Genomic DNA, 20816 nt, shown 5'->3' with positions numbered 1-20816 from the left:
GCTCACCCGATGTTCCTCGTCACCACGGGGGTCAGCGGGAAGCGCACCGGGGTGTCCCCGAAGAGGGTGGCGCGGGTCGTGGCCTCGGCCTCGGCCACCGCGCGCACCGCCTCCCCGGCCAGGTCGGCGGGCACGTGCAGCACGACCTCGTCGTGGACGAAGAAGACGATCCCCGCCCCCTCGGGCATGTCCGGCAGGCGCTGGCGCAGCGAGGCGAGCAGGACCAGGGCCCACTCGGCGGCGGTGGCCTGGACGACGAAGTTGCGGGTGAACCGGCCCTGGGCCCGGCGGCGGCGCTCCCCGCCGGGCCCGGAGACGGCGGCGTCCCACCCTTCGGGGACGGGCGAGGTGCGCCCCAGCCAGGAGCGGACGATGCCGCCGCCCTCTCCGGTGCGCGCGGCGGAGTCCACGTACTCCAGGGCCCGCGGGTAGAGGCGGCGCATGGTGGCCAGCAGGGGCGCGGCGTCGCCGGAGGTCTGGCCGTACATGGCCGAGAGCATGCCGATCTTGGCGCGGTCGCGGTCTCCGCCCACGTGCACGGCCAGGCGCGCGTACAGGTCCTCCTCCGCGGCCGCGGCGGCCAGGGCGTCGTCGCCGGAGACGGCGGCGAGCACGCGGGGTTCGAGTTGTCCGGCGTCGGCGCGGACGAGGACCCAGCCGGGGTCGGCGCGGACCGCCCCTCGCAGCGACCGGGGGATCTGGAGTGCGCCGCCGCCCCGGGTGGCCCATCGGCCCGACACCACGCCGCCGACCACGTAGTCGGGGTGGAAGCGTCCGAGTGTGGTTCCGTCCGGGCCGGGGCGCCTGCGCACCCAGGCGTCCAGCCACGCCCAGCCGTTGGCGGAGTGCAGGCGGGAGAGCTCCTTGTAGCGCAGCAGGAGCGGGACGACGGGGTGGTCGATCCTCTCCAGGACCCAGGAGCGGGTGGAGTCGACGGGATGGCCGATCCACGCCATGGCCCGCAGGACCTGCGCCGGGGAGTCGGGGTTGACCTCGCGGCCCACGGCCTCGCCGATGCGGGCGGCGAGGTCGGCGAGGACGGGCGGGCGCTGCCCGGAGGGGGGCCGCTGTCCGAGGAGGCCGGTGAGGATCTCGTCGTGGACGTCGGGCCGCCAGGGCAGGCCGTCGTGGCTCATCTCCGCGGCGGCCAGCCCCCCGGCCGACTCCACGGCGGCGAGCAGGCGCATGCGGCCGGGCGCGGGGTCGGGGAGCTGTGCGAGGCGCCGCAGCTGGTCGGCGTGCACCTCGACCAGGGCGGCGAGGCGGTCGGTGCCCGGGGGCAGGGTGGAGCGGTCGGCTTCGAAGAGCGCGGGCTGGGCGTGGGCGGTGCCGCCCTCTCCGAGGGGGCGCACGGGGTCGTCGGGGACGGGCAGCCGGTGCAGACGGGCCCAGGCGGCGCCCAACGAGGAGGCCTCGCCGTGGCGGGCGTGATAACCCAGGAGCAGGGCCTCGGTGAGCGCGGCGTCGTGGCAGCGCGAGACCCGTACCCCGGCGCGGACCAGGTCGGGGTAGACGTCCTCACCGGCCGACCACACCCAGCGGGGCGGCTGGGGGCGGGCGTGCTCGGCCTCGCGCACGGCGGCGGCGAGGTCGCCGACGCGGCGGATCGGGCCGGGGGCCTCGTCCAGTTCCTGGAGCCAGCCGCCGCCCTCGCCGTCGGCGACCACCGCGATCCGCATCCTCCCCAGTGTGCCGCCTGCCCGCGACAGTTTCGCGGACGCGCCGCGCGGGAGACCCCGTCCGGTTCCGTCAGGGCGGGGGCGGGCGCCCGGGTCCTGCTCTCCGGGACTCGCGGTGCGGGCCCGGGCGGGTGGCGCCCCCGGGCCGGGGGCGCCGACGCGGTGTCAGCGGTCGCGGGCGGATCCGGTGCGGACCACGTTGGCCAGCGGCTCACCGGCGGCCCAGCGGGCGAGCTGGGCGTCCACGAAGGCGCGGGCACGCGGGTAGAACGCGGCCGAACCCCCCGCGACGTGCGGGGTGAGGAACACGCCGGGCGCGCTCCACAGCGGGTGATCCGCGGGCGGGGGCTCGGGGTCGGTGACGTCGAGTGCGGCCCGTACCCGGCCCTCCTGCTCCAGCAGGGCGCCGGTGTCCAGGACGGGGCCGCGGCCCACGTTGACCACGAGGGCGTCGTCGCGCAGCAGGGCGAACTCGCGGGCGCCGAACAGGCCGCGGGTGGCCTCGGTGAGCGGGGTGACCAGGACGACGATGTCGGCCCCGGGCAGCAGGGCGTGCAGTTCGTCCACGCCGTGCACGCCCTCGTCGGGACGGGCGCGGCTGGCCACGCGCACGACCTCGGCCTCGAAGGGCAGCAGGCGGCTCTCGACGGCCTGGCCGATGCTGCCGTAGCCGACGATCAGCACGCGCGAGTCGGCCAGGGAGCGCAGCTGGGCGGAGCCCCAGTGGTGCTCCCTCTGCGCGAGCGCCCACCGGGGCAGGTCACGCTGGGCGGCCAGGATGAGCGCGAGGGCGTGCTCGGCGGTGCTGGCGTCGTGGAGGCCGCGCCCGTTGCACAGGGTCACGTGGTCCGGCAGCAGCGGGAGCACCTGCTCGTACCCGGCGGACAGGAGCTGGACGACCTCCAGCGACGGCATCCGCGCGATCATGTCGAGCCGCGCGTCGACGCCCTGGGTGGAGGGGGTGTAGGGCACCTGGTAGAAGGTGACCTCGTCCAGTCCGCTGTCGGGCGCCGCTCCTCCCGCGTAGAGGTCCACGGTCAGGGAGTCCGGGGCGTTGTCCCTGTTCTGCTCCCACTGCACCAGCGTTCGGCCGCCCATGTCGCGCCGCCCTTCCCCTCGGTCCGTCTCAGGCGCCACCCTAGCGGGACGGCCGCGGAGGCCGCCGGTGCGGGTCCTGACCTGCGGCGAACGGAAGGCGGGTCGGCCCGGGAACGGGTCGGTCCGCCCGAGGGCACGACCGGCTCAGCCGGTGGCGCGGGTGAGCTCGTAGCAGGCGATGGCGGCCGCGGCGGTGACGTTGAGGGAGTCGACGTCGCGGTCGGCCATGGGGATGTGCACCCGGGCGGTGGCCCGCTCCAGCCAGCGGGAGGAGAGCCCGTCTCCCTCGGTGCCGAGCAGGAGTCCGACCCGGTCGCCCGGCGCGAGGGCGGCCATGGCGTCGCGCAGGGGCAGGGAGCCCTCCCCCGGTGTGAGCGCCATGAGGTGGAACCCGGCCGCGCGCAGGGTGTCCAGACCGCCGTACCAGTCGTCCAGGCGGGTGTGGGGCAGGGTGAAGACCGCGCCCATGGACACCTTGACCGCGCGCCGGTACAGGGGGTCGGCGCAGCGGGGCGCGAGCACGATCGCGTCCACGCCCAGACCGGCGGCGCTGCGGAAGATGGCGCCCACGTTGGTGTGGTCCACCAGGTCCTCCAGGACCACGATGGTGCGCGCCCCGGCCAGGACGTCGTCGAGTGGGGGCAGGGCGCGGCGGTGGAAGGCGGCCAGCGCGCCGCGGTGCAGGTCGAAGCCGACGAGCTTCTCGGCGGTGTCCTCCCCGACCACGTACAGCGGCGCGGAGGAGGCGGCGACCACGTCGTCGAGCGCCTCGGCCCGGCGTTCGGTGAGCAGGAAGCTGCGGGGTTCGAAACCGGCCGCGGCGGCCCGGCGGATGACCTTGTCGCCCTCGGCCATGAACAGCCCGTGCTCGGCCTCCAGGTGGCGGCGCAGGTTCACGTCGCGCAGGCGGGTGTAGTCGGCCAGGCGCGGGTCCGCGGGGTCACTGACCTTGATGACGTCCATGGGGGTCGATTATCGCCGGTCCGCGAGGGTTGCGGTCCAAGGCTGTCCGCAGGGTCCACCGGGGTCCCGGCCCGAGGCCGTCCTCACGGTTGACGGGAGATCCGATCCGAGGCCGTCCACAGGGGCCGCGGAGGCCTGGTGGCGCGGTCGGCGGCACGGGACACTGGAGAACGGGGGGACCACCCCCTGCTGTCGGCTGCGCGTGGCGCCCCCGTCATCGAGCCTACGTTCGCGCCAACGCGCCCGAAAGCCCCGATCGCGGCCTGTGGACAAGCGCCCCGCGACACGGGCCCGGCCGCGCCGCGGGTCCGACCGTGGACACGGATCCAGCCGCGCCGCGGGCCCCGGCATGCCACGTATCGGGCCACATCGCGGGTCCGACCACGCGGCGGGTCTCACCGCACCCGAGGCCCGGCCGCGCGTCCGTCAGCTGATCTGTTCGGTGAGGGCGCGCAGGCGCTGCCAGCGCGCCTCCTCGCAGGAGCCCTTGCGGGTGAGCGTGGTCTCGACCTCGTGGCCCTCCCAGACGCCCACGATGGTGGCCTCCTGGGGGCCGTACACCTTGTCGGTGCACACGGTTCCCTCGCGGACCTCGGTGAACAGCAGCGCGCCGCCCGTGTTGACGGCCTCCGACGGCTGGGCCCCGTCCTCCGCGCCCTCGGCGTCTTCCGCGGCCCCAACCCCGTCCTCACCGCCGCCCTCGGCGTCGACCGACTCCTCCTGGACGGTGGCCGGCTCGCCGGTGTCGGCGTGGAACTCCTCCGCGACCCGGGCCAGTTCGGCGCAGGCGGCGGGGTCCTCCTCCAGGTTCCCGGTGCACATCAGCGTCTGCACCCAGGCGCGTCCGCGGTCGCTCACCTGGACCTGGAGCCGGCCGCTCGGCCCCTCCGCCACGACCTCCTCGGGCTCGTCCGCGTCGGGGGCCAGGTCCGGGGTCATCGCGGTGGTGGCCTGCACGTCCCGCTGGTCCGGCGGCAGCATCGACGGACCGACGATCGCCCCGTAGGCGACCGCGCCGAGGCAGCACGCTCCGGCGAGCATGGCGGTGCCGAGAGTGCCTCGGCTCCGGTGTTCACGATGCGATGGGGACATGCCAAAAACCCTCGGGGGTCGGTGTCACGGGACGTCCACTGGGGAGTGTGGGCTGGGTGTGGACGCGGGGCCTAAGCCTAGCGGGGAGCGCCGAGTGGCCCTTGACGGGCACGGTAACAAAGCGATCACCCTGGTCGGGTCGGTAGGGGCTTCCTCTCGTGCGTTACCAACGAGTAAGGTCCTGGAAAAGTGTCGTTCGCGCCTCATGGTGTGGTTGTTCGTCCTCCCTACCGTGTGACGCCGTCGGGTGCGCGGGGGTTCGCACCTCTCTTCCGCGGGGCCGTCGCCGTGGCACCGCGGGGCCCCGCTCCACCCCTGCCCCCGCGTGCCCGCGTTGACCCCGCATTGACCCCCCGGAGTGCCCGTGCCCAGTGGACGCCACCGACAGGCCTCACCGACCGCCGCGAACACCCGCAGGGTGGTCGCGTCGCCGTTGGGGATCACCGCGATCGCCGTCGCCCTGATCGCGGTGGCCGCGGTCGCGGTCCCGGTCGGACTCGACATGCTCGGCTGCGGCGACACCCGCTACCTGCGCGTGTCGGCGACCCAGAGCATCGCGCCCGTGCTCCGCGAGGCCGCGGGCGAGTTCAACGACGAGCGCCCCAGCTACGACGGGGAGTGCGTGTACGCGCAGGTGGACGAGATCGCGCCGCACCGCATCATGACCGCCCTGTCCGGCGGCCAGGCGGGCGACTCCACCATCGCCCCGCACGTGTGGGTGCCCGAGTCCTCGGCCTGGGTCGAACTGACCCGCGTATCCGGGAGCGGCACGCACCGCATCGACACCGAACCGCCCTCGCTGGCCAGCTCACCGGTCGTCCTGGCCGCGCCGCGGGGCGGCGGGGGCCTGCCCGAGCCCGACGAGGCCGGGTGGCCCCTGGTCCTGCCCGACGAACGCGAACGCCCCCTGGTGATGGTGGACCCCAACCGGGGCGCGGACGGTATGGCCGTCATGCACGCGGTCCGCCGACACCTGGGCACCGGCGACGGAGCCGACACCGCCATGACCGACTTCGTGCGCGACGTGCAGCTCGACAGCGCGTTCGGCGAGATCGACCTCGCCACCTTCTACAGCTCCGGCCGTACCGGCGGCGGGAGCGGCGAAGGCGGCGGAGGGCGCGTCGACCCGCTGATCGCCGTCCCCGAACAGGCCGTGGTGTCCTACAACGCCGACCGCGCCGAGTCCGCGCCGCCGCTGGAGGCCCACTACCCCACCGAGGGCACCGTCAGCCTCGACTACCCCTACGTCACCACCACCGACACGGCCTCGCTGCGGTCCGCGGCCGCCGACCTGCACGAGGTGCTGCGCCGGGACTCCTACCGCGCCCGGCTCCGGGAGCTCGGCTTCCGCGACCCCGACGGCACCCTGTCCGGTACGGCCGGTGCGGACCCCGACGGGTTCGGTGTGACCGCGGAGGAGCCGCCCACCCACGACGACCTGACCGGGGACGCCCTGCTGGCCTCGGTCACCGACTGGAACCGGCTGTCGATGCCCAGCCGCACCCTGGTGCTCGCCGACACCTCCGCGAACATGGCGGAGGACCTCGACGGGGGCCCGTCCCGGATGGAGGTCGCCCAGCAGGCGGCGCTCATGGGCCTGTCGCTGTTCCCCGACGAGACCGACATGGGTCTGTGGCTGATGTCGGACGAGAACGCGAGCGGCCGCGTCGAGGCCGCGGACATGCACCCCCTGGGCGGGGCGGAGCAGGGCGACACCGCCACCCGTCGCCGGGAACTCATCGGGGTGGCCGAGGAGATCGCGGTCCGCGGCGGCGGTTCGCGCCTGTACGACAACATCCTGGCCGCCTACGACCGGGTGCAGGACGACTACGACGAGGACAAGATCAACAGCGTCATCCTGCTCACCGCCGGCCAGGACGAGGGGTCCAGCGACATCGCGCACGCGGACCTGGTGGCGGCGCTCCAGGACCGCTTCGACCCCGAGCGGCCGGTCAGCATGTTCATCATCGCCTTCGGGTCGCGTGAGCAGCAGGTCGCGGAGGAGGAGCTGCGGCGGATCGCGGCCGCCACCAGCGGTTCGCTGTTCGTCACCGACGACCCCGACGAGATCGGCGACATCTTCCTCAGCTCCATCTCACGGCGTCTTTGCGTGCCCGACTGCGACAGCTGACGACCGGAGCCGCTTTTCCGGCCGACGCGGTCTCGATTGGGTATCGGAATCGAATTTCGTTCCGTCTCGCACGGAGAGGAGAACACGAGGGGAACGGACGGAATCCCTAAGATGACCGGCACTGTGCCCGGGTTCACACCGGCGGGCTCCCGACAGCGCCGACGTGAGAGCGGCACGGTCGGCATTCACCCGGTCTGGACTGTTGAGTACCGTTTCCCACCAGTAACACTCCCCCTGCACCCCCCGTCCGTACACCACCCGTGAGGAAAGCTGTGGGACGTCACCGCGGAAGATACGCAGAAGAGACCTCCGGCCGGTCCAGGCGCCGTCGCGGCCGCGGCGGCGCCTTCGCCGCCCTGGCCGCCGCGCTGGTGATCGTGGTCGGCCTCGCCGCGGTGGGCGTCTACGTGTTCGGCCGGTCCGACGGCTGCGGCGGTTCCGACATCGCGCTGGACGTCGCGGTCAGCCCCGAACTCGCCCCGGCCCTGACCGACGTCGCCTCCGACTTCAACGCGGAGGAGCACCAGGTGGACGGGAGCTGCGTACAGGTGCAGGTGCGCCAGGTCGACTCCGCCAACGTCGCCTTCGGCATCACCGGCGCGGGAGCCACCATGGGCGACACCGACTCCGACGTGTGGATCCCGGACTCCTCCCTGTGGCCGCGCCTGGTCCAGAGCCAGGCGGGCGACGCCGTCATCACCGAGACCGGCACCTCCGTGGCCCGTTCGCCTCTGGTCCTCGCCGAACTCACCGAGTTCGCCGACGAGAACTCCCCGAGCAGTTGGGCGGAGGTCGTGCCCACCACCGCCCCGGGCCAGGAGGCGGAGCGCACCGTCCGCGTGGTCGACCCCGCCCGCAACGCCACGGGGCTGGGCACCCTCTACCTCCTGCACGGAGCGCTGGAGGAGGCCAGCCCGGACACCGCCACGTTCAACGCGCGGATGACCGCGGTCCTGCAGGGCCTGCACCGGGGCGCGTCCTCGGACGAGGAGGCCGCCTTCCTCGCCCTCAGCGGCGGCGGCGCCGAGGCCCCGCCCGTGATGGTGATGTCGGAGCAGGCCGTGTGGCGCTACAACGCCGCGCACGGGGACGCCCCCGCCCAGGTCGGCTACATGGAGGGCGGCACCTACTACCTCGACTACCCCTACGTCGTGCGCAGCGAGGAGAGCGCCGTCACCCGCGCCGCCGAGGAGTTCCGCGAGGCGGTGCGCGGGGAGGAGGCGCGGACCCGGCTGCTCGCGGAGGGGTTCCGCGGCCCCGAGGGGCAGATCGACGCCTCCGTGCTCACCGAGGAGGTCGGCTTCGCCGCCGAGCCGCCCACCGAACTGCCCACGCCCGCCGCGGACTCGATCACCGGGCTGATCCGCACCTGGAACCAGCTCAAGATGGACTCCCGGGTGCTCGCGATCGTGGACATCTCCGGCTCGATGCTGGCCGAGGTGCCCGGGACCGGGATGACCCGCATGCAGGTGACCAGCGCCGCCGCCACGCAGGGCCTGGAGATGTTCACGCCCAGTTCCGAGCTGGGCCTGTGGGAGTTCTCCACCAACGTCAACAACGAACTGCACTACCAGGAGATCGCGCCGATCCGCGAACTCCAGGCGGCCGCCGACGACGGCACCGCGCACCGGGACGTCCTGGCGGGCGCGCTGGCCTCGCTCCAGCCCCTGCCGCAGGGGGACACGGCGCTGTACGAGACCTACCTGGCGGCCTACCAGGAGATGTCGCGCACCTACCAGCCCGACCGGACCAACGTCATCCTCATGCTGACCGACGGCGACAACGACAACCCCGGCGGCCTGGGGCTGGACGAGCTGATGTCCCAGATCGAGTCCCTGGCGAGCCCGTCACGGCCGATCCCGATCATCACGATCGCGTTCGGGCCCGACGTGCAGAACCTGGAGCCGCTCCAGGAGATCGCCGCCGCCACCGGCGGCGCCGCCTACATGACCGAGGACCCGACCGAGATCGGCGAGATCTTCCTCCAGGCGTTCTCCCTGCGCATCTCCGAGGACTCCGAGGAGACCACGGAGTAGCCGGAAACGGCGTCCGGGCCGCGGGCCCGGACGCCTCCTCTCCCCCGCCCTCCCCCACACGCGGATACGGCCCCTTCCCACGGGACGCCGACGGGCGGTGACAAGTCCCTGTCCTCTGAGTGAGGGGCTCTGGACTTCTCCGTTGCGTTGGCGTACTCAGAGAGGAGTCGGGGGGTGCCCCGCGGTACCGGAGAGGCCCGGCACACGACGACCGGTTGGGGGAAGGCCATGACGGAGGCGTGGATGCCCGGCGCCGAGAGGTTCGGCGGTGGGACGAGCAACCGGACACCCCCCGGGATCGGCGCTCCGCGCGCCGTGTGGACGGTGACGGGGTCCGACCCCGGGGCCTGGTCCGCGCGCGAGGAGGCGCGGCGGCTGGTGAACGAGGAGCGCGAGGCGCACCTGGTGTGGAACCCGCTGACCGGCGACGTGGTCCAGACCCTGGCCGCGACCTGCCGCGGACGCCTGCCCTTGGGCGGCACGCACCAGTACGAGCTGTACCACGACCACGGCCATGAGGGGCGGGTGTGTCTGGTGGTGGCGGTGGTGTCCTCGTGGGAGATCCCCTTCACCGACGGCCCGATGCGCGGGCTGTCCCCGATCCTGACGTGGTTGGACTCCTGGGGGGTGGAGCGGGTCTGGCGCGCGGACCCCGCGGAGTCGGTGGCGGGGGCCGTGGACGCGGGGAGCCCGGAGAAGAGGAGCGGGGAAGCGCGGATACCGGGCATGAGGAGCGCGGTGTCGGACACTGTGGCGGCGGGCGTCGCGGCGACGGGTAGCGCGGCCGCGCACAGTGCGACGGCGCCGCACTCCGCCGAGGCCACGCGCGCGGCGCGGGTGGCGCGCGCGTGGGCCAGGGGAGGGCACTTCGGCCACGACCAGGTCCCCGGCTCCTGCGCCAAGGGACCCGGAGGACTGGACACCGCACGGCTGCTGGCCACCGGCCTCGTCCCGCCGCCGAGCGGTCCGCGCGCTCCCGCCGACCCGCGACCCTCCGCGATGAGGTGAGTACAACACGGCAGGAGAAAAATGGTCCGGGTGTCCTGACCACCGGTAATCGGACACCACTGGTTCATCGCCGTTCCGCAACCCTTTAGTCTGTCGCCCATGGGTGGATCTATCGAGCCGGGTTGGTACGCGGACCCGCAGGGCGACGCGCAGACGCTCAGATGGTGGAACGGCAGCGAGTGGACACGGCATACCCGTTCCCTGAGCGAGCTCCAGGGCGGTGGCGATCCGGGAGACGAGGAGGCCGCGACCACCCACCTGGGCGGATCCGGACAGGGCGGGTCCGGACAGGGCGCCCCCGCCTCCGACGAGGAGGATCCCGGAACGGTGCGGCTGGGCCCCTCCCAGACGCAGTCGGCGGCACCGATCGACGACGAGCCCAGCACCATGCGCATCAACCCCTCCTGGGCACAGGGATCCCCCCAGCAGGACACCACCCCGCCCTCTCTCCAGCCCCCGATCGACGACGAACCCAGCACGATGCGGATCAACCCGTCGTGGACACAGGGTTCCTCCTCTCCCTCTTCCCCCTCCCCCGCCTCACCGCCCCCCGGCGCCCCCATCGACGACGAGCCCAGCACCATGCGCATCAACCCCTCCTGGGCGCGGGGCGGCGACGATGACGAGGAGCCCACCGCCGACCTGAGCGGCACGAACTCCACGATGCGCGTCGACCCGGCCGACCTCCCGGGCCGCGGCGGCGGCCCGGGGACGGACGGCGGGTACGGGTCGGGCGACGGGGCGACCGTGCGGGTCAACCCGGGCGACCTTCCCCGGCGCGACGAGGACGAACTGCCCACCGCCGACCTCACCGACGACGAGATCCCCACGTCCAACCTGACCGACGACGACCTGGGCGGTGAGGCGCCGCGCACCGCGGTGTTCGACCCGGGTGGTCCCGGTGCTTCCGGCACTCCTGGTGCCCCCGGTGCCCCCGGGTCGGCGGGGACTCCGAGTGAGGCGCCGCGCACCGCCGTGTTCGACCCGAACGACCCCGCGCTCCCGGGCGGCGGGACCTCCGGTACGGCCGTGTTCGACCCGGCCGACCCGGCCTTCTCTGGAGGCGGGGCCGCAGGGGGCGGGACCGCCGGTACCGCGGTGTTCAACCCCTCGGGTGGCGAACCCTCCGGTACGGCCGTGTTCAACCCGGGCGACCCCGCCTTCTCGGGAGGCGCGGACGAGGGGAACAAGAAGGGCGGCAAGTTCAACAAGTTCCTGGGCAGCCTCAAGGAGGGCTGGTCCGACCTGTCCGAGGAGCGCAAGGAGCAGCGCCGCCACTCCGAGGAGGAGGCGGCCAAGCGGCGTGAGGAGGAGCGGGTCCGCAGGGAGGCCGAACTCCAGGAGGAGGCCAAGCGCCGCGAGGAGGAGGCCCGGCGCCGCGCCGAGGAGCAGCCCCCGGGCGCGCAGGGGCCGGGCGCCGCTGCCGCCACCGGTTCGGCGGTCGGTGCGCAGCCGGGAGCCCCGTGGTCCCCGACCGGTCAGCCCGAGCAGCCCGGCCAGCCCGGTCAGCACTCCTCCGAGCAGCAGGCCCCGGGCCGGCAGCCCTCGGGGCCGCAGCCCTCCGCCCAGCCGTTCCCCGGTGCCCAGCAGCCCCCGGGCTTCCCGCCCGCCGCGCAGCAGCCGCCCTCGGGCCCCCAGCAGGGGCACTCCGCTCCGCCCGCGGCCCCGTCCGGACCGCAGCAGGGCATGTTCTCGCCCCAGCGCCAGTCGGGACCGCAGCACCCGCCGTCGGGGCCCCAGGCCGGTTACCGCCAGCCCCCGCCGCCCCAGCAGGGTGGTTTCGGTCCGCCCGGATACCCGCCCCCGCACCAGATGGGCGGCCCGAACACTCCGGGGCGTCCGCCACAGGGCATGCCCCCCGTCGGTCCGCCGCCCGGCCAGCGGAACAAGCGGTCGGGCCCGCCGCCCGGGTACCCGCCGGCCGTCGGCCCCATGGCCAACACCCCGGGCGGACAGCCGCCGATGGGCGGACACCCCGGGGGCCCGCAGTGGGGCCAGCCGGGTCCGGGGCAGCCCCCCCGGGCCGGGACAGCCCTACCAGCAGCACCGCCCGCAAAAGCCCAAGAAGAAGCGGGGAGGGTGCAGGGGATGCGGCTGCGGCTGCTTCACCTTCCTGCTCATCCTGCTCGTCCTCCTGGTCCTGGGCTACCTCCAGTTCTGGGGCGTGTGGGACTGGATGTACGCCATCTTCGGCGTCGGTGAGCCGCCCGGCGTCTCGGACCCCTGGATCTGGGACTGACCCAGGCTCGAGGGGGCGGTCGGACACGGTCCGGCCGCCCCCTTCGTCATCCCCCTCGACTCCCCACAACCCCTAAGCTGACCGGTATGAATGACAGTTTGGTGTGGATTGACTGCGAGATGACGGGCCTGGACTTCGAGCGCGACGCGCTGATCGAGGTGGCCTGCCTGATCACCGACGGCGAGCTCAACATCCTCGACGAGGGCGTGGACGTCGTGATCAGACCGCCGCAGGCCGCACTGGACCGCATGGGGGACTTCGTCCGCGACATGCACACGACCTCCGGCCTGCTGGAGGAGCTGGACAAGGGCGTGAGCCTCCAGGAGGCCGAGGACCTCGTCCTGGAGCACATCCGCCGGTACGTGACCGAGCCGCGCAAGGCTCCGCTGTGCGGCAACTCGATCGCCACCGACCGCACCTTCCTGGCCCGTGACATGAAGCGCATCGACGAGTTCCTGCACTACCGGATGGTCGACGTGTCCTCGATCAAGGAGCTGCTGCGCCGCTGGTACCCGCGCGTGTACTACGCGAGCCCGGAGAAGAACGGCGGGCACCGGGCGCTCGCCGACATCACCGAGAGCATCCACGAGCTGCGCTACTACCGCGCCGCGGCCTTCGTGGCCGAGCCCGGCCCGAACTCGGCCACCGCCCGCGCCATCGCCGCCGAGGTGGTGGCCGGGGGCACCGGCGCGGAGGCGCGCGAGGCGGCTCCCGGGAACGACGCGACGGAAAACTGATCGAAGCACTCCCCGGAGTCCGCTAAGCTTTCATACGTACGCGGGGCCGAGAGGCCCGGCGCACGTGGTGGGTGTAGCTCAGCCGGTAGAGCACTTGGTTGTGGTCCAAGAAGTCGCGGGTTCAAGTCCCGTCACTCACCCCAGAGGCGAAGCCCCTGACCAGCGCAGCGGTCAGGGGCTTTCGTGTTGCCAGGGACTCAGCGCCGGCGAACACACGGTCCCCCTTAGTCCCACCCGCAGAAGCCAGGCACGTCGACAGCCGCCGGTCCGGCACAGTCGCAGAGTCCGTGACGGAGCAGACTGCGACCATGCCGTGAGGAAAACCCGGGCCGGGAGGACGTGTGGACGACATGGTGCCCAACAAGCCGGAACAGGATGGCGGGCACGCCGACCTGGATCGTGAGTTCGGTGCTGGGACCGATCGCGACGTCCGTGCGCTGGTGGCGCGGGTGCACCGCGGACTGGCGCACCGCGCGGAACACGTGGAGGTGCCCTGGGGGCGTTTCCGCCATGCGTCAGGCCCGGCCGACGACGTCGCCGGACTGTTGACGCGGATCCGTTCCGGCGATCCCCGGGTCGCCGCGCGAGCGCTCTCCTGCCTGCACAGCAGCGTGCGCCACCAGGGCGACACCTACGCTCCCGCGGCCCTGGCCGTACCGTTCCTGCTCCGCATCGCCGCCGAACCCTCCTCACACCACCGCGCCGACGTGCTGCGCCTGGCTGCCGAATCCGGTCGGCGCAACCACCACGGTGACGGCTCACGGACCGGGCTGCTCCGGACCGCCCATCCACCGGGGTACTGGCTGTTCGACTCCTCCGGCTATCCGATGCACTGGTCGGTCCAGGCCTCCCGGGAAGCTCTCACCGCGGACGTGCGTATCGTCCTCGAACTCCTCGACGATCCTGACACCGCCGTGCGCTGCTCTGCCTGCTATTCCCTCGCGGCGGTCACCGGCGGGGTCGAACGGACCCTGGCCGCCCTGCACGGCCGGCTGGGCGTTGAGAGGGTTCCCGAGGTGCGGGTCAGCCTGGTCCTGGCCATCGCACAACTGGCCCGCGAGCACCACACGAGCGGTGATGCCACTGTCTGGGCCCGTGGGCTGTGGTCGTCCTCAGAGCAGGATGCCGGGACACGACTGGGCGCGGCGCTCGCGTGGCTGTGCCTGACGGAGGACCCGGTGCCCGATCGGCTTCTCTCGGTCCTGACTCAGGTGCTCACGTCGGTGGTGGTCAACACCATGTCCCGGGTGCCGTGGATGCAGTACGTCGACACCGACGACACCGGGATCCACCACTGCCTGACCCAGATGCTCGGCGCGCATGCACGGCAGGTGCTCGGCGAGAACACGCGGGATCTACGGGATCACGATCCGTGGGCGTGAATTCGGCCGCCGCCCGATAACGCGTTATTTCCGTCTCCAAAAAATATGCAGGAGCTCGTCTGGTGCTCCGCGTCGAAGTCATCCGGAGTTTCTTCGCTGATCCCCTTCGCTTCGGCCGGACCGGACGGCGGCCCGGTGTCCTCCTGGGTGGTGCCCACGCACACAGGAGGTTCCGGGCCGCTGCGGCCTCCGGCGGCAGAGCCCCCTGCCGGGCCCTGCCGCAGACGCGTCCGGTATCGGGGACGAGCACCTCTCCCGCCAGCACGGAACCGTGCCCTCGCCGCAGACGGCCACCGTGCCCTGTGGCCGGTGCGGCGGTGGCGTGGCTCCGTGGCCGCTTCCGAGCTCCGCCCACCTCACGGTGCTCCGGGAGCGGCCCGCCCGACCCCCTCGGGCTGCCGCCGGCGCGTCCTCGCACCCAACTGGATGACGCACCGGGAAAGGCGGGTGCCGTCGTCCGTCAACCGGTTCCTCATTCATGATCGGTGGACCGAAACGGTCTCCGACCGGGCGGCGACCGGTGGCCCCCGGACCCTTGGCGGCGTGTCCCCGCCCCGTCGCCGGTGGCCGTCCGCAGCGGTGGGGCGGCCGGTCCGTCTCCCCCGCCGGGGACGGATCCGCTCACCCCCGCCCGGCAGGCGGTCAGCGGAGACAAGGTCTGGAGCACGGGCGTCGTGGTCTCCCCGGGCCCCGGAAGCGGTGACGCCGAAGAGGTCGAGTCCCTCGGCGAACCGGGTCGGCGCGGGGTCCGGGGAACCCTCCCCGCGGACGGCGGCGCGCCCGCCGGGCACCCCGTCGTCGGCCGCGCCCTCCTCGGGGTCGCTGCGCGGGACGTTCGGATCGGCGGTCGCGTCCGGGGACGGCGGCGTGCTGTGGTCGACCACCAGCACCGGCGGGTGGTCCTCGACGTCGAAGCGGCGCCAGGCCGTGGTTCCGGACTCGTCGCGTTCGCCGAGCCGGAGGTGGATGTGGGGTTCTCCTGCGTCCACGGCCCGCTGGTAGGCCTCGGTCAGGTCGAACTCCACGCCGCCGGGCACGGGGCAGGCGGACCGCCCGCCCCTGATCCTTCGGGTGTCGAGCAGGGCGCGTGCCCGCGGCTGGTCGTTCCAGGTGGCCCCCTCATCGAAGGGGTCGACCCGGTGCAGCTGCACGAAGGAGTCGCTGCCGCAGTCGTAGGACCAGGCCACCTCGGTGCGCAGCACCGCGGATTCGACGACGGCGCCGGGGCCGGGCACAACGGGGAACCCGAACAGGGCCCTGCGGGTGTAGTTCCGGTCCCATTCGAGGCGTCCGGTGCCCACGCTCGCGGTTTCGGCGCCGTCGTGGGGCCGGTCGGGGAAGGCACGGTCCACGTAGGTCCACGAGGAGCTCTGGACCTCGGTCCGTTCACCGTGGGGGCGCGCCGGGGCGAAGGGACCGTCGGCGGCGGACGCGGCCCCGGGTCCGGCCGGGCCGCTGGTCCCCTCCGCGTCCGGTTCGCTCCCGCGCGGTCCACCGCTCCGCTCCCCCGGGGCGCCGGGCTCTCCGGGGACGGCGGCGCCGTCGGCGGTGGGAACGCCCTCGTCAGCTGCGGCGGGAGCGACCGCCCCCAGCACGAGGACCAGGGCGTAAACCGCACAGACCGCCGTCGCACGGGTCAGGGAACGACGCATTACGGGTGGTGCCTACACATTCCAGCTATGACCGAAAAAGAATTCAGGAGAAACGTTCACATCCCGCTTCAGCCACGAGGAATTTACCAAATTCCCCTAGCACCCCACAAACCTCAGGGATATAAACGCTGACCAAAACCCTAGTTATCACCCGAAGAAACAACGGCGCCGCGCGAACCCGACCCACCCGAAAAGAAGCACGCGAACACGCGGGAATCCTTTATTCGACAGCCAGGAAAAACCATTCACGTCAGACCGGAAACCGGCTACCGCTCATGGCGGGCGCACACCGGCGGCGGCCCCGACCCGTCGCGGCACCGCCCGGAGCCCCGTGTCCTCGTCCCCGGGCCCGGAGCCAGACGAGTTCTCAGGCCATGAGGGCCATGAACGGCGGCGAAGCCCCCGAGCGGGGCGAGCCCGGAGATCGCGTACTGGGCGAGTCCGCCGAACTCCCCGCCCTCCGCGGGGATCTGGAGGAACAGCAGGGTTCCGACGGCGTAGAGCACGAGGGTGACGACCGTACCGACGATGATCTCGGGCCATCCGGCCCGGCGCCTACTCCCGCCCTGTGCGTCGGGGGCCGTGGGCCGCGGAGGGAGCGGGGTGAGCGTCAGCGTTGGTGGGCATGCTTCCTTCCTGCGTTCGGTTACCGGGGCGTACCAGCACCCGGCTGCGGAAGGTGTGGGCGTTTCCCTGGTGACCCGCCGTGAGGCCGTGGGGGGAGACGGGATCCGCTGCGCCCGCGCGGACGCGGCTGCCGGTGGGCGCCTTCGTGCAGCACGGGAATCCCCGTGCCGCACGGGAACCCGCGCCCTCCCCGCCCGGCGCGCGAGGCCTCGCGTGGGCCGCTTTCCCGGCCGTGCCATTGTGCGGGCGGTCACAGAGTGAACACGTCCGACGCTCTCATCAGGACTTACCAGTGCACTGGTAAGACAGATGTATGTGTCAGCGGCGCGGCTGTGGCACGATGAAGACGTGAACCGACAGGCCAACTTCACCCTCGCCCCCTCGTCCCTGACCGACGCGCTCTACCAGTCGCTGCGCGCTCGCATCGTCAACGGGGAGATCGCGGCTGGCGAGAAGCTCACCGAGCACCGGATCGCCAGCGAGTACGACGTCGCGCGCCCCACCGCCAAGGCGTGTCTGGAGCGGCTCACCGCCCTCGGCCTCCTGCGCCGGTCGGCCCACAAGACGGCGGTCGTCCCCGACTTCCACGCCGACGAGATCCGCGACCTCTTCTTCAGCCGGGGCACGGTGGAGAGCGCGGCGGTCACCGTCCTGGCGGCCGAGGGGGCGGTCCCCAGGGAGGCCACGGAGGCGCAGGCGCTGATCGAGGCGGCGGCCAGGGACGGCGACTTCGAGCGCCAGGTGGAGGCCGACATCGCCTTCCACACCGCGCTGGTCTCCGGTGCGGGCAGCGAGCGCCTGAGCAGGATGCACGAGCTGATCATGGGCGAGGTGCACCTGACCATGGGCCGCTTCCAGGCGCACCGGTCCACGCAGGGCAGCACCGTGGCCCACGAGCACGCGACGATCCTGGAGGGCATCAGGGCGCAGGACCCCGAGGCGGCGCGCCTGAGGCTGGCCGAGCACCTCGACCACGCGCGCGGCCGCCTCCTGGCACTGCTGGACGCGGGGACCCAGGAGGCGGCTGGAGCCGAGTAGGGCTCACTTGAGTCCGCTGGTGACCATCCCGCGGATCAGGTAGCGCTGCGCGAAGACGAAGAACAGGATGACCGGCAGCAGGGATATCAGGGACATCGCGAACAGCATCCCGATGCCCTGCTGGCTCTCCGAGCTGACCATGGAGCTCAGCGCGACCGGAACGGTGTACATGTCCGTCGAGGTCAGGTAGATGAGCGGCGTGAAGAAGTCGTTCCACGTCCAGATGAACGTGAAGATCGTCGTGGTCACCAGAGCGGGGCGCATCAGCGGCAGGATCACGTGCCAGAAGATCCGGAAGTGCCCGGCCCCGTCGATCTCGGCGGCGCGATCGAGGTCGCGCGGGATGCCCCTGATGAACTGCACCATGAGGAAGACGAAGAACGCGTCGGTCGCCAGCAGCTTGGGGATCAGCAGCGGCAGGTAGGTGTCCACCCATCCCAGCTGGGCGAAGAAGATGTACTGCGGGATGATGAGCACGTGCATCGGCAGCATCACCGTGACGAGGGTGATCCCGAAGAAGAGGCGCCGGGCCCTGAACTCCAGCCGGGCCAGCGCGTAGGCGGCCAGTGAGCAGGAGACGAGGTTGCCCAGGATCGAGCCCACGGTCACCACGAGGGAGTTGACGAAGAACACCGAGAAGGGCTGGTTGAGGGCGTGCCAGCCCTCCCGGAAGTTCTCGAAGGTGACCTCGGTGGGCACCAGGCCCGGCTCGGTCAGGATCAGGTGCGCGGGCTTGAAGGCGCTGACGACCATCCAGACCAGCGGGTAGACCATCACGACCAGGAACAGCAGCAGTGCGCCGTGCTTGAGGATCGCGGTCCGCGGTCGGCGGCGGCGTTGCCGCGGACCGCTGGCGCCCGCGACCGTGGGGGCTTCGGTCATCAGTCGTCTCCGTAGAAGACCCAGTATTTGGACAGGAAGAAGTGGACCGCGGTCACGGCGCCGATCACCAGCAGCAGGACCCAGGCCAGCGCGGAGGCGTAGCCCATGTCGAAGGATCTGAACCCCTGCTGGTACACGTAGAGCGTGTAGAAGAGGGTGGAGTCGACGGGTCCCCCGGTGCCGCCGCTGATGACGTGCGCCTGCGTGAAGGTCTGGAAGGCGCCGATGGTCTGCAGGATGAGGTTGAAGAAGATGATCGGCGTCAGCATCGGGACGGTGATGTGCCGGAACTGCCGCAGGCGTGAGGCGCCGTCCACGCGCGCCGCCTCGTAGTACTCCTCGGGGATCTGCCGGAGGCCGGCCAGGAAGATCACCATCGGCGACCCGAAGGTCCACACGTTGAGCACGATCAGGGTGGACAGGGCCGTGGACGGGTTCTGGAGCCAGCTCTGCCCCTCGATGCCCAGCAGGCCGAGGAAGTCGTTGACCAGGCCGTTGTGCCCGAACACCTCGCGCCACAGGATGGCGACCGCGACGCTCGCGCCCAGCAGCGAGGGCAGGTAGAAGGCGCCCCGGTAGAACGAGAGGCCGCGCAGGCCCCGGTCGAGCATGACGGCCAGCAGGAGGGCGAACATCAGCTGGAGCGGCACCGAGACGACCACGTACCGGAGGGTCACCGAGGAGGCCGCCCAGAAGCGTTCGTCGCCGAGCATGCGCTCGACGTTGGCCAGCCCGGTGAAGGCCGGTGTGCTGAGGATGTTGTAGTCGGTGAAGGCGAGGTAGAGCGAGGCGCCCAGCGGGATGGCCGTCACCAGGCCCAGGCCCAGCAGCCAGGGCGAGAGGAACACGTAGGCGGCGCGGCCCTGCCGCCGCGAGGACGGCGCGGCGGGGCGGCGGGTTCTCGTGGAGGGGGGCACGCCCTACGCTCCCCGGTCGATGCCGGAGCGGATCTCGGCGATGAGCTCCTCGGTCACCTGGGCGACCCCGGCGTTGCCCAGGGCGACGTTCTCCGAGGCCCGTGACATGGCCTCGCGCCAGGTCCCCGTCCCGGGCGGGGCCTCGTAGCGGGGGCGCTGCGGCTCGGCGCGGTCCGCCTCCACCACGGCCAGCATCTCCTTCTCGTCGTCGGAGGCGAAGTCGTAGGCCTCGACGAGGAGGCGGGGGTTGGGCGGCGCGCCCATGGTGAGGCCGACGGTGCGCAGGAACTCGACGTTGTTGACGTTGAAGTCGATGAGCTTGCCCGCCGCCTCGACGTTGGCGTCGTCGATGCCCTGGTAGACGGCCAGCCGGGGGTAGTAGAGGAAGCGGTGGCCGTCGGCGGCGTCCGCGCCCACCGGCACGGACCGCAGACGGTACTTCCAGTCGGGGAACATGGCGGCTTCGTCGATGATGTGGTTGGAACTGCCGAAGTTGAGCAGGACCCGGTCGCCGACCGCGGAGAAGTCCGGCTGCATGCCCTCCTGCTCGCCCAGGCTCAGGACCGCCCCCTCGTCGAGGAGGACGCGCCACCACTCGAACCAGTCGCCGAGGGCCTCCTCGTCGAAGCCGACGTTCCCGTCCTCGGTCCACAGGTCCTGGCCGCGCTGGCGCAGCCACGCCTCGAAGGCCATGTCCTGGTCGGGTGTGTAGGTCGCGCCCCGACGCCCCTGCGCGTTGTTCGCGCTGTAGTCGATGAGGAACTCCGCGAGGTCGTCCCAGGTCCAGTCCTCCCCGGGCATCCGCGCGCCCTCCTCTTCGAGGAAGGTCTCGTTGTGGCGCACCACGGGGACGAAGACCCCGTGCGGCATGCTCAGGAGCTCACCGCCCAGGGAGAAGGACTCGATGTCCTCGGCGCTGTAGTCGGAGAGGTCGAGGGTGGGGATGTCGTCGAGCCTGCGGTACAGCCCGTTCGCCTTGTAGGTCAGGACCTGGGGGGAGGCGATCCAGAAGACGTCGGCGACGTTGCGGGCCGCCATCTGCGTGGTCATGCGCTCCTGGAAGGCGGTGTACTCGGCGAACTCCGGCTCGACCGTGATGTCGGGGTTGGCCTCCTGGAACGCCTCCAGGGCCTCGGTGTAGTTCTGCTGGCGGACGGTGTTGCCCCACCAGGCGTACCGGAGGCCGTTCCCCGAGCCGCTGCCGCCGCAGCCGGACAGGAGCAGGGAGGCCCCCACCGCGCCCATGCCGGTCAACGCGAGAAATGCGCGCCGATCGAAATCTCTCATCACGTTCCCTTCGCTGCGGGGGAGGTCACCCCAGTGAGTGTGCAGCTT

General features: G+C 72.4%; 15 protein-coding genes and 1 tRNA gene. 8 read left to right on the top strand and 8 right to left on the bottom strand.

Features of this window, described 5'->3' with window-relative positions; all coding sequences use genetic code 11:
- Positions 1-2 precede the first annotated feature (2 nt).
- The 4 genes from NDAS_RS02895 to NDAS_RS02880 form a co-directional block, all read right to left on the bottom strand.
- Positions 3-1679, bottom strand: coding sequence for a bifunctional 3'-5' exonuclease/DNA polymerase (locus NDAS_RS02895; RefSeq protein WP_041552279.1), 1677 nt, complete (start codon positions 1677-1679; stop codon positions 3-5).
- 165 nt (positions 1680-1844) lie between these two features.
- Positions 1845-2777, bottom strand: a complete 933-nt coding sequence (locus NDAS_RS02890) for a 2-hydroxyacid dehydrogenase (RefSeq protein ID WP_013151625.1) — start codon at positions 2775-2777, stop codon at positions 1845-1847.
- 144 nt (positions 2778-2921) lie between these two features.
- Complete coding sequence (locus NDAS_RS02885) at positions 2922-3740, bottom strand: TrmH family RNA methyltransferase (RefSeq protein ID WP_013151624.1); 819 nt, start codon at positions 3738-3740, stop codon at positions 2922-2924.
- Positions 3741-4166: 426 nt separating this feature from the next.
- Positions 4167-4781, bottom strand: a complete 615-nt coding sequence (locus NDAS_RS02880) for a hypothetical protein (protein WP_197724867.1) — start codon at positions 4779-4781, stop codon at positions 4167-4169.
- A 415-nt stretch (positions 4782-5196) separates the two neighbouring features.
- On the opposite strand from NDAS_RS02880, the gene NDAS_RS02875 reads away from it, so the two are divergent.
- The 7 genes from NDAS_RS02875 (at position 5197) to NDAS_RS29065 (ending at position 14365) form a co-directional block, all read left to right on the top strand.
- Positions 5197-6963, top strand: coding sequence for a VWA domain-containing protein (locus NDAS_RS02875; RefSeq protein ID WP_013151622.1), 1767 nt, complete (start codon positions 5197-5199; stop codon positions 6961-6963).
- A 272-nt stretch (positions 6964-7235) separates the two neighbouring features.
- Positions 7236-8999: a substrate-binding and VWA domain-containing protein gene (locus NDAS_RS02870; protein ID WP_013151621.1), complete on the top strand. Its 1764-nt coding sequence runs from the start codon at positions 7236-7238 to the stop codon at positions 8997-8999.
- Positions 9000-9227: 228 nt separating this feature from the next.
- Positions 9228-10007 carry a hypothetical protein gene (locus NDAS_RS02865; protein ID WP_041552276.1) on the top strand — a complete coding sequence of 260 codons (780 nt, stop codon included), beginning with the start codon at positions 9228-9230 and terminating at the stop codon, positions 10005-10007.
- Positions 10008-10106: 99 nt separating this feature from the next.
- The gene (locus NDAS_RS02860; RefSeq protein WP_013151619.1) at positions 10107-12209 is read left to right on the top strand and encodes a DUF2510 domain-containing protein; all 2103 of its coding nucleotides are present in this window, start codon (positions 10107-10109) and stop codon (positions 12207-12209) included.
- Between the two features lie 123 nt (positions 12210-12332).
- The gene (gene orn / locus NDAS_RS02855) at positions 12333-12983 is read left to right on the top strand and encodes an oligoribonuclease (RefSeq protein ID WP_013151618.1); all 651 of its coding nucleotides are present in this window, start codon (positions 12333-12335) and stop codon (positions 12981-12983) included.
- Between the two features lie 67 nt (positions 12984-13050).
- Positions 13051-13126 (top strand) — tRNA-His (locus NDAS_RS02850).
- Between the two features lie 207 nt (positions 13127-13333).
- The gene (locus tag NDAS_RS29065; protein ID WP_197724941.1) at positions 13334-14365 is read left to right on the top strand and encodes a HEAT repeat domain-containing protein; all 1032 of its coding nucleotides are present in this window, start codon (positions 13334-13336) and stop codon (positions 14363-14365) included.
- A gap of 476 nt (positions 14366-14841) precedes the next feature.
- On the opposite strand, the gene NDAS_RS02835 is transcribed toward NDAS_RS29065, so the two are convergent.
- Positions 14842-16017 carry a DNRLRE domain-containing protein gene (locus NDAS_RS02835; RefSeq protein WP_013151616.1) on the bottom strand — a complete coding sequence of 392 codons (1176 nt, stop codon included), beginning with the start codon at positions 16015-16017 and terminating at the stop codon, positions 14842-14844.
- 975 nt (positions 16018-16992) lie between these two features.
- Between NDAS_RS02835 and NDAS_RS02830 the strand changes: the two genes are divergently transcribed.
- Positions 16993-17682, top strand: a complete 690-nt coding sequence (locus NDAS_RS02830) for a GntR family transcriptional regulator (RefSeq protein ID WP_041552272.1) — start codon at positions 16993-16995, stop codon at positions 17680-17682.
- Positions 17683-17685: 3 nt separating this feature from the next.
- Here NDAS_RS02830 and NDAS_RS02825 read toward each other — a convergent pair whose 3' ends face one another.
- The 3 genes from NDAS_RS02825 to NDAS_RS02815 are packed head-to-tail and all read right to left on the bottom strand — an operon-like array spanning position 17686 to position 20768.
- The gene (locus NDAS_RS02825) at positions 17686-18564 is read right to left on the bottom strand and encodes a carbohydrate ABC transporter permease (RefSeq protein WP_013151614.1); all 879 of its coding nucleotides are present in this window, start codon (positions 18562-18564) and stop codon (positions 17686-17688) included.
- Complete coding sequence (locus NDAS_RS02820; protein WP_013151613.1) at positions 18564-19481, bottom strand: carbohydrate ABC transporter permease; 918 nt, start codon at positions 19479-19481, stop codon at positions 18564-18566. The genes NDAS_RS02825 and NDAS_RS02820 overlap by 1 nt, the downstream gene beginning before the upstream one ends.
- A gap of 3 nt (positions 19482-19484) precedes the next feature.
- Complete coding sequence (locus NDAS_RS02815; protein WP_041552269.1) at positions 19485-20768, bottom strand: ABC transporter substrate-binding protein; 1284 nt, start codon at positions 20766-20768, stop codon at positions 19485-19487.
- Positions 20769-20816 lie beyond the last annotated feature (48 nt).

It is taken from the genome of Nocardiopsis dassonvillei subsp. dassonvillei DSM 43111 (assembly GCF_000092985.1).
GTDB classification, from domain to species: domain Bacteria; phylum Actinomycetota; class Actinomycetes; order Streptosporangiales; family Streptosporangiaceae; genus Nocardiopsis; species Nocardiopsis dassonvillei.
The sequence above is the reverse complement of the archived record's forward strand: the minus strand, read 5'-3'. Positions and strand labels throughout refer to the sequence as shown.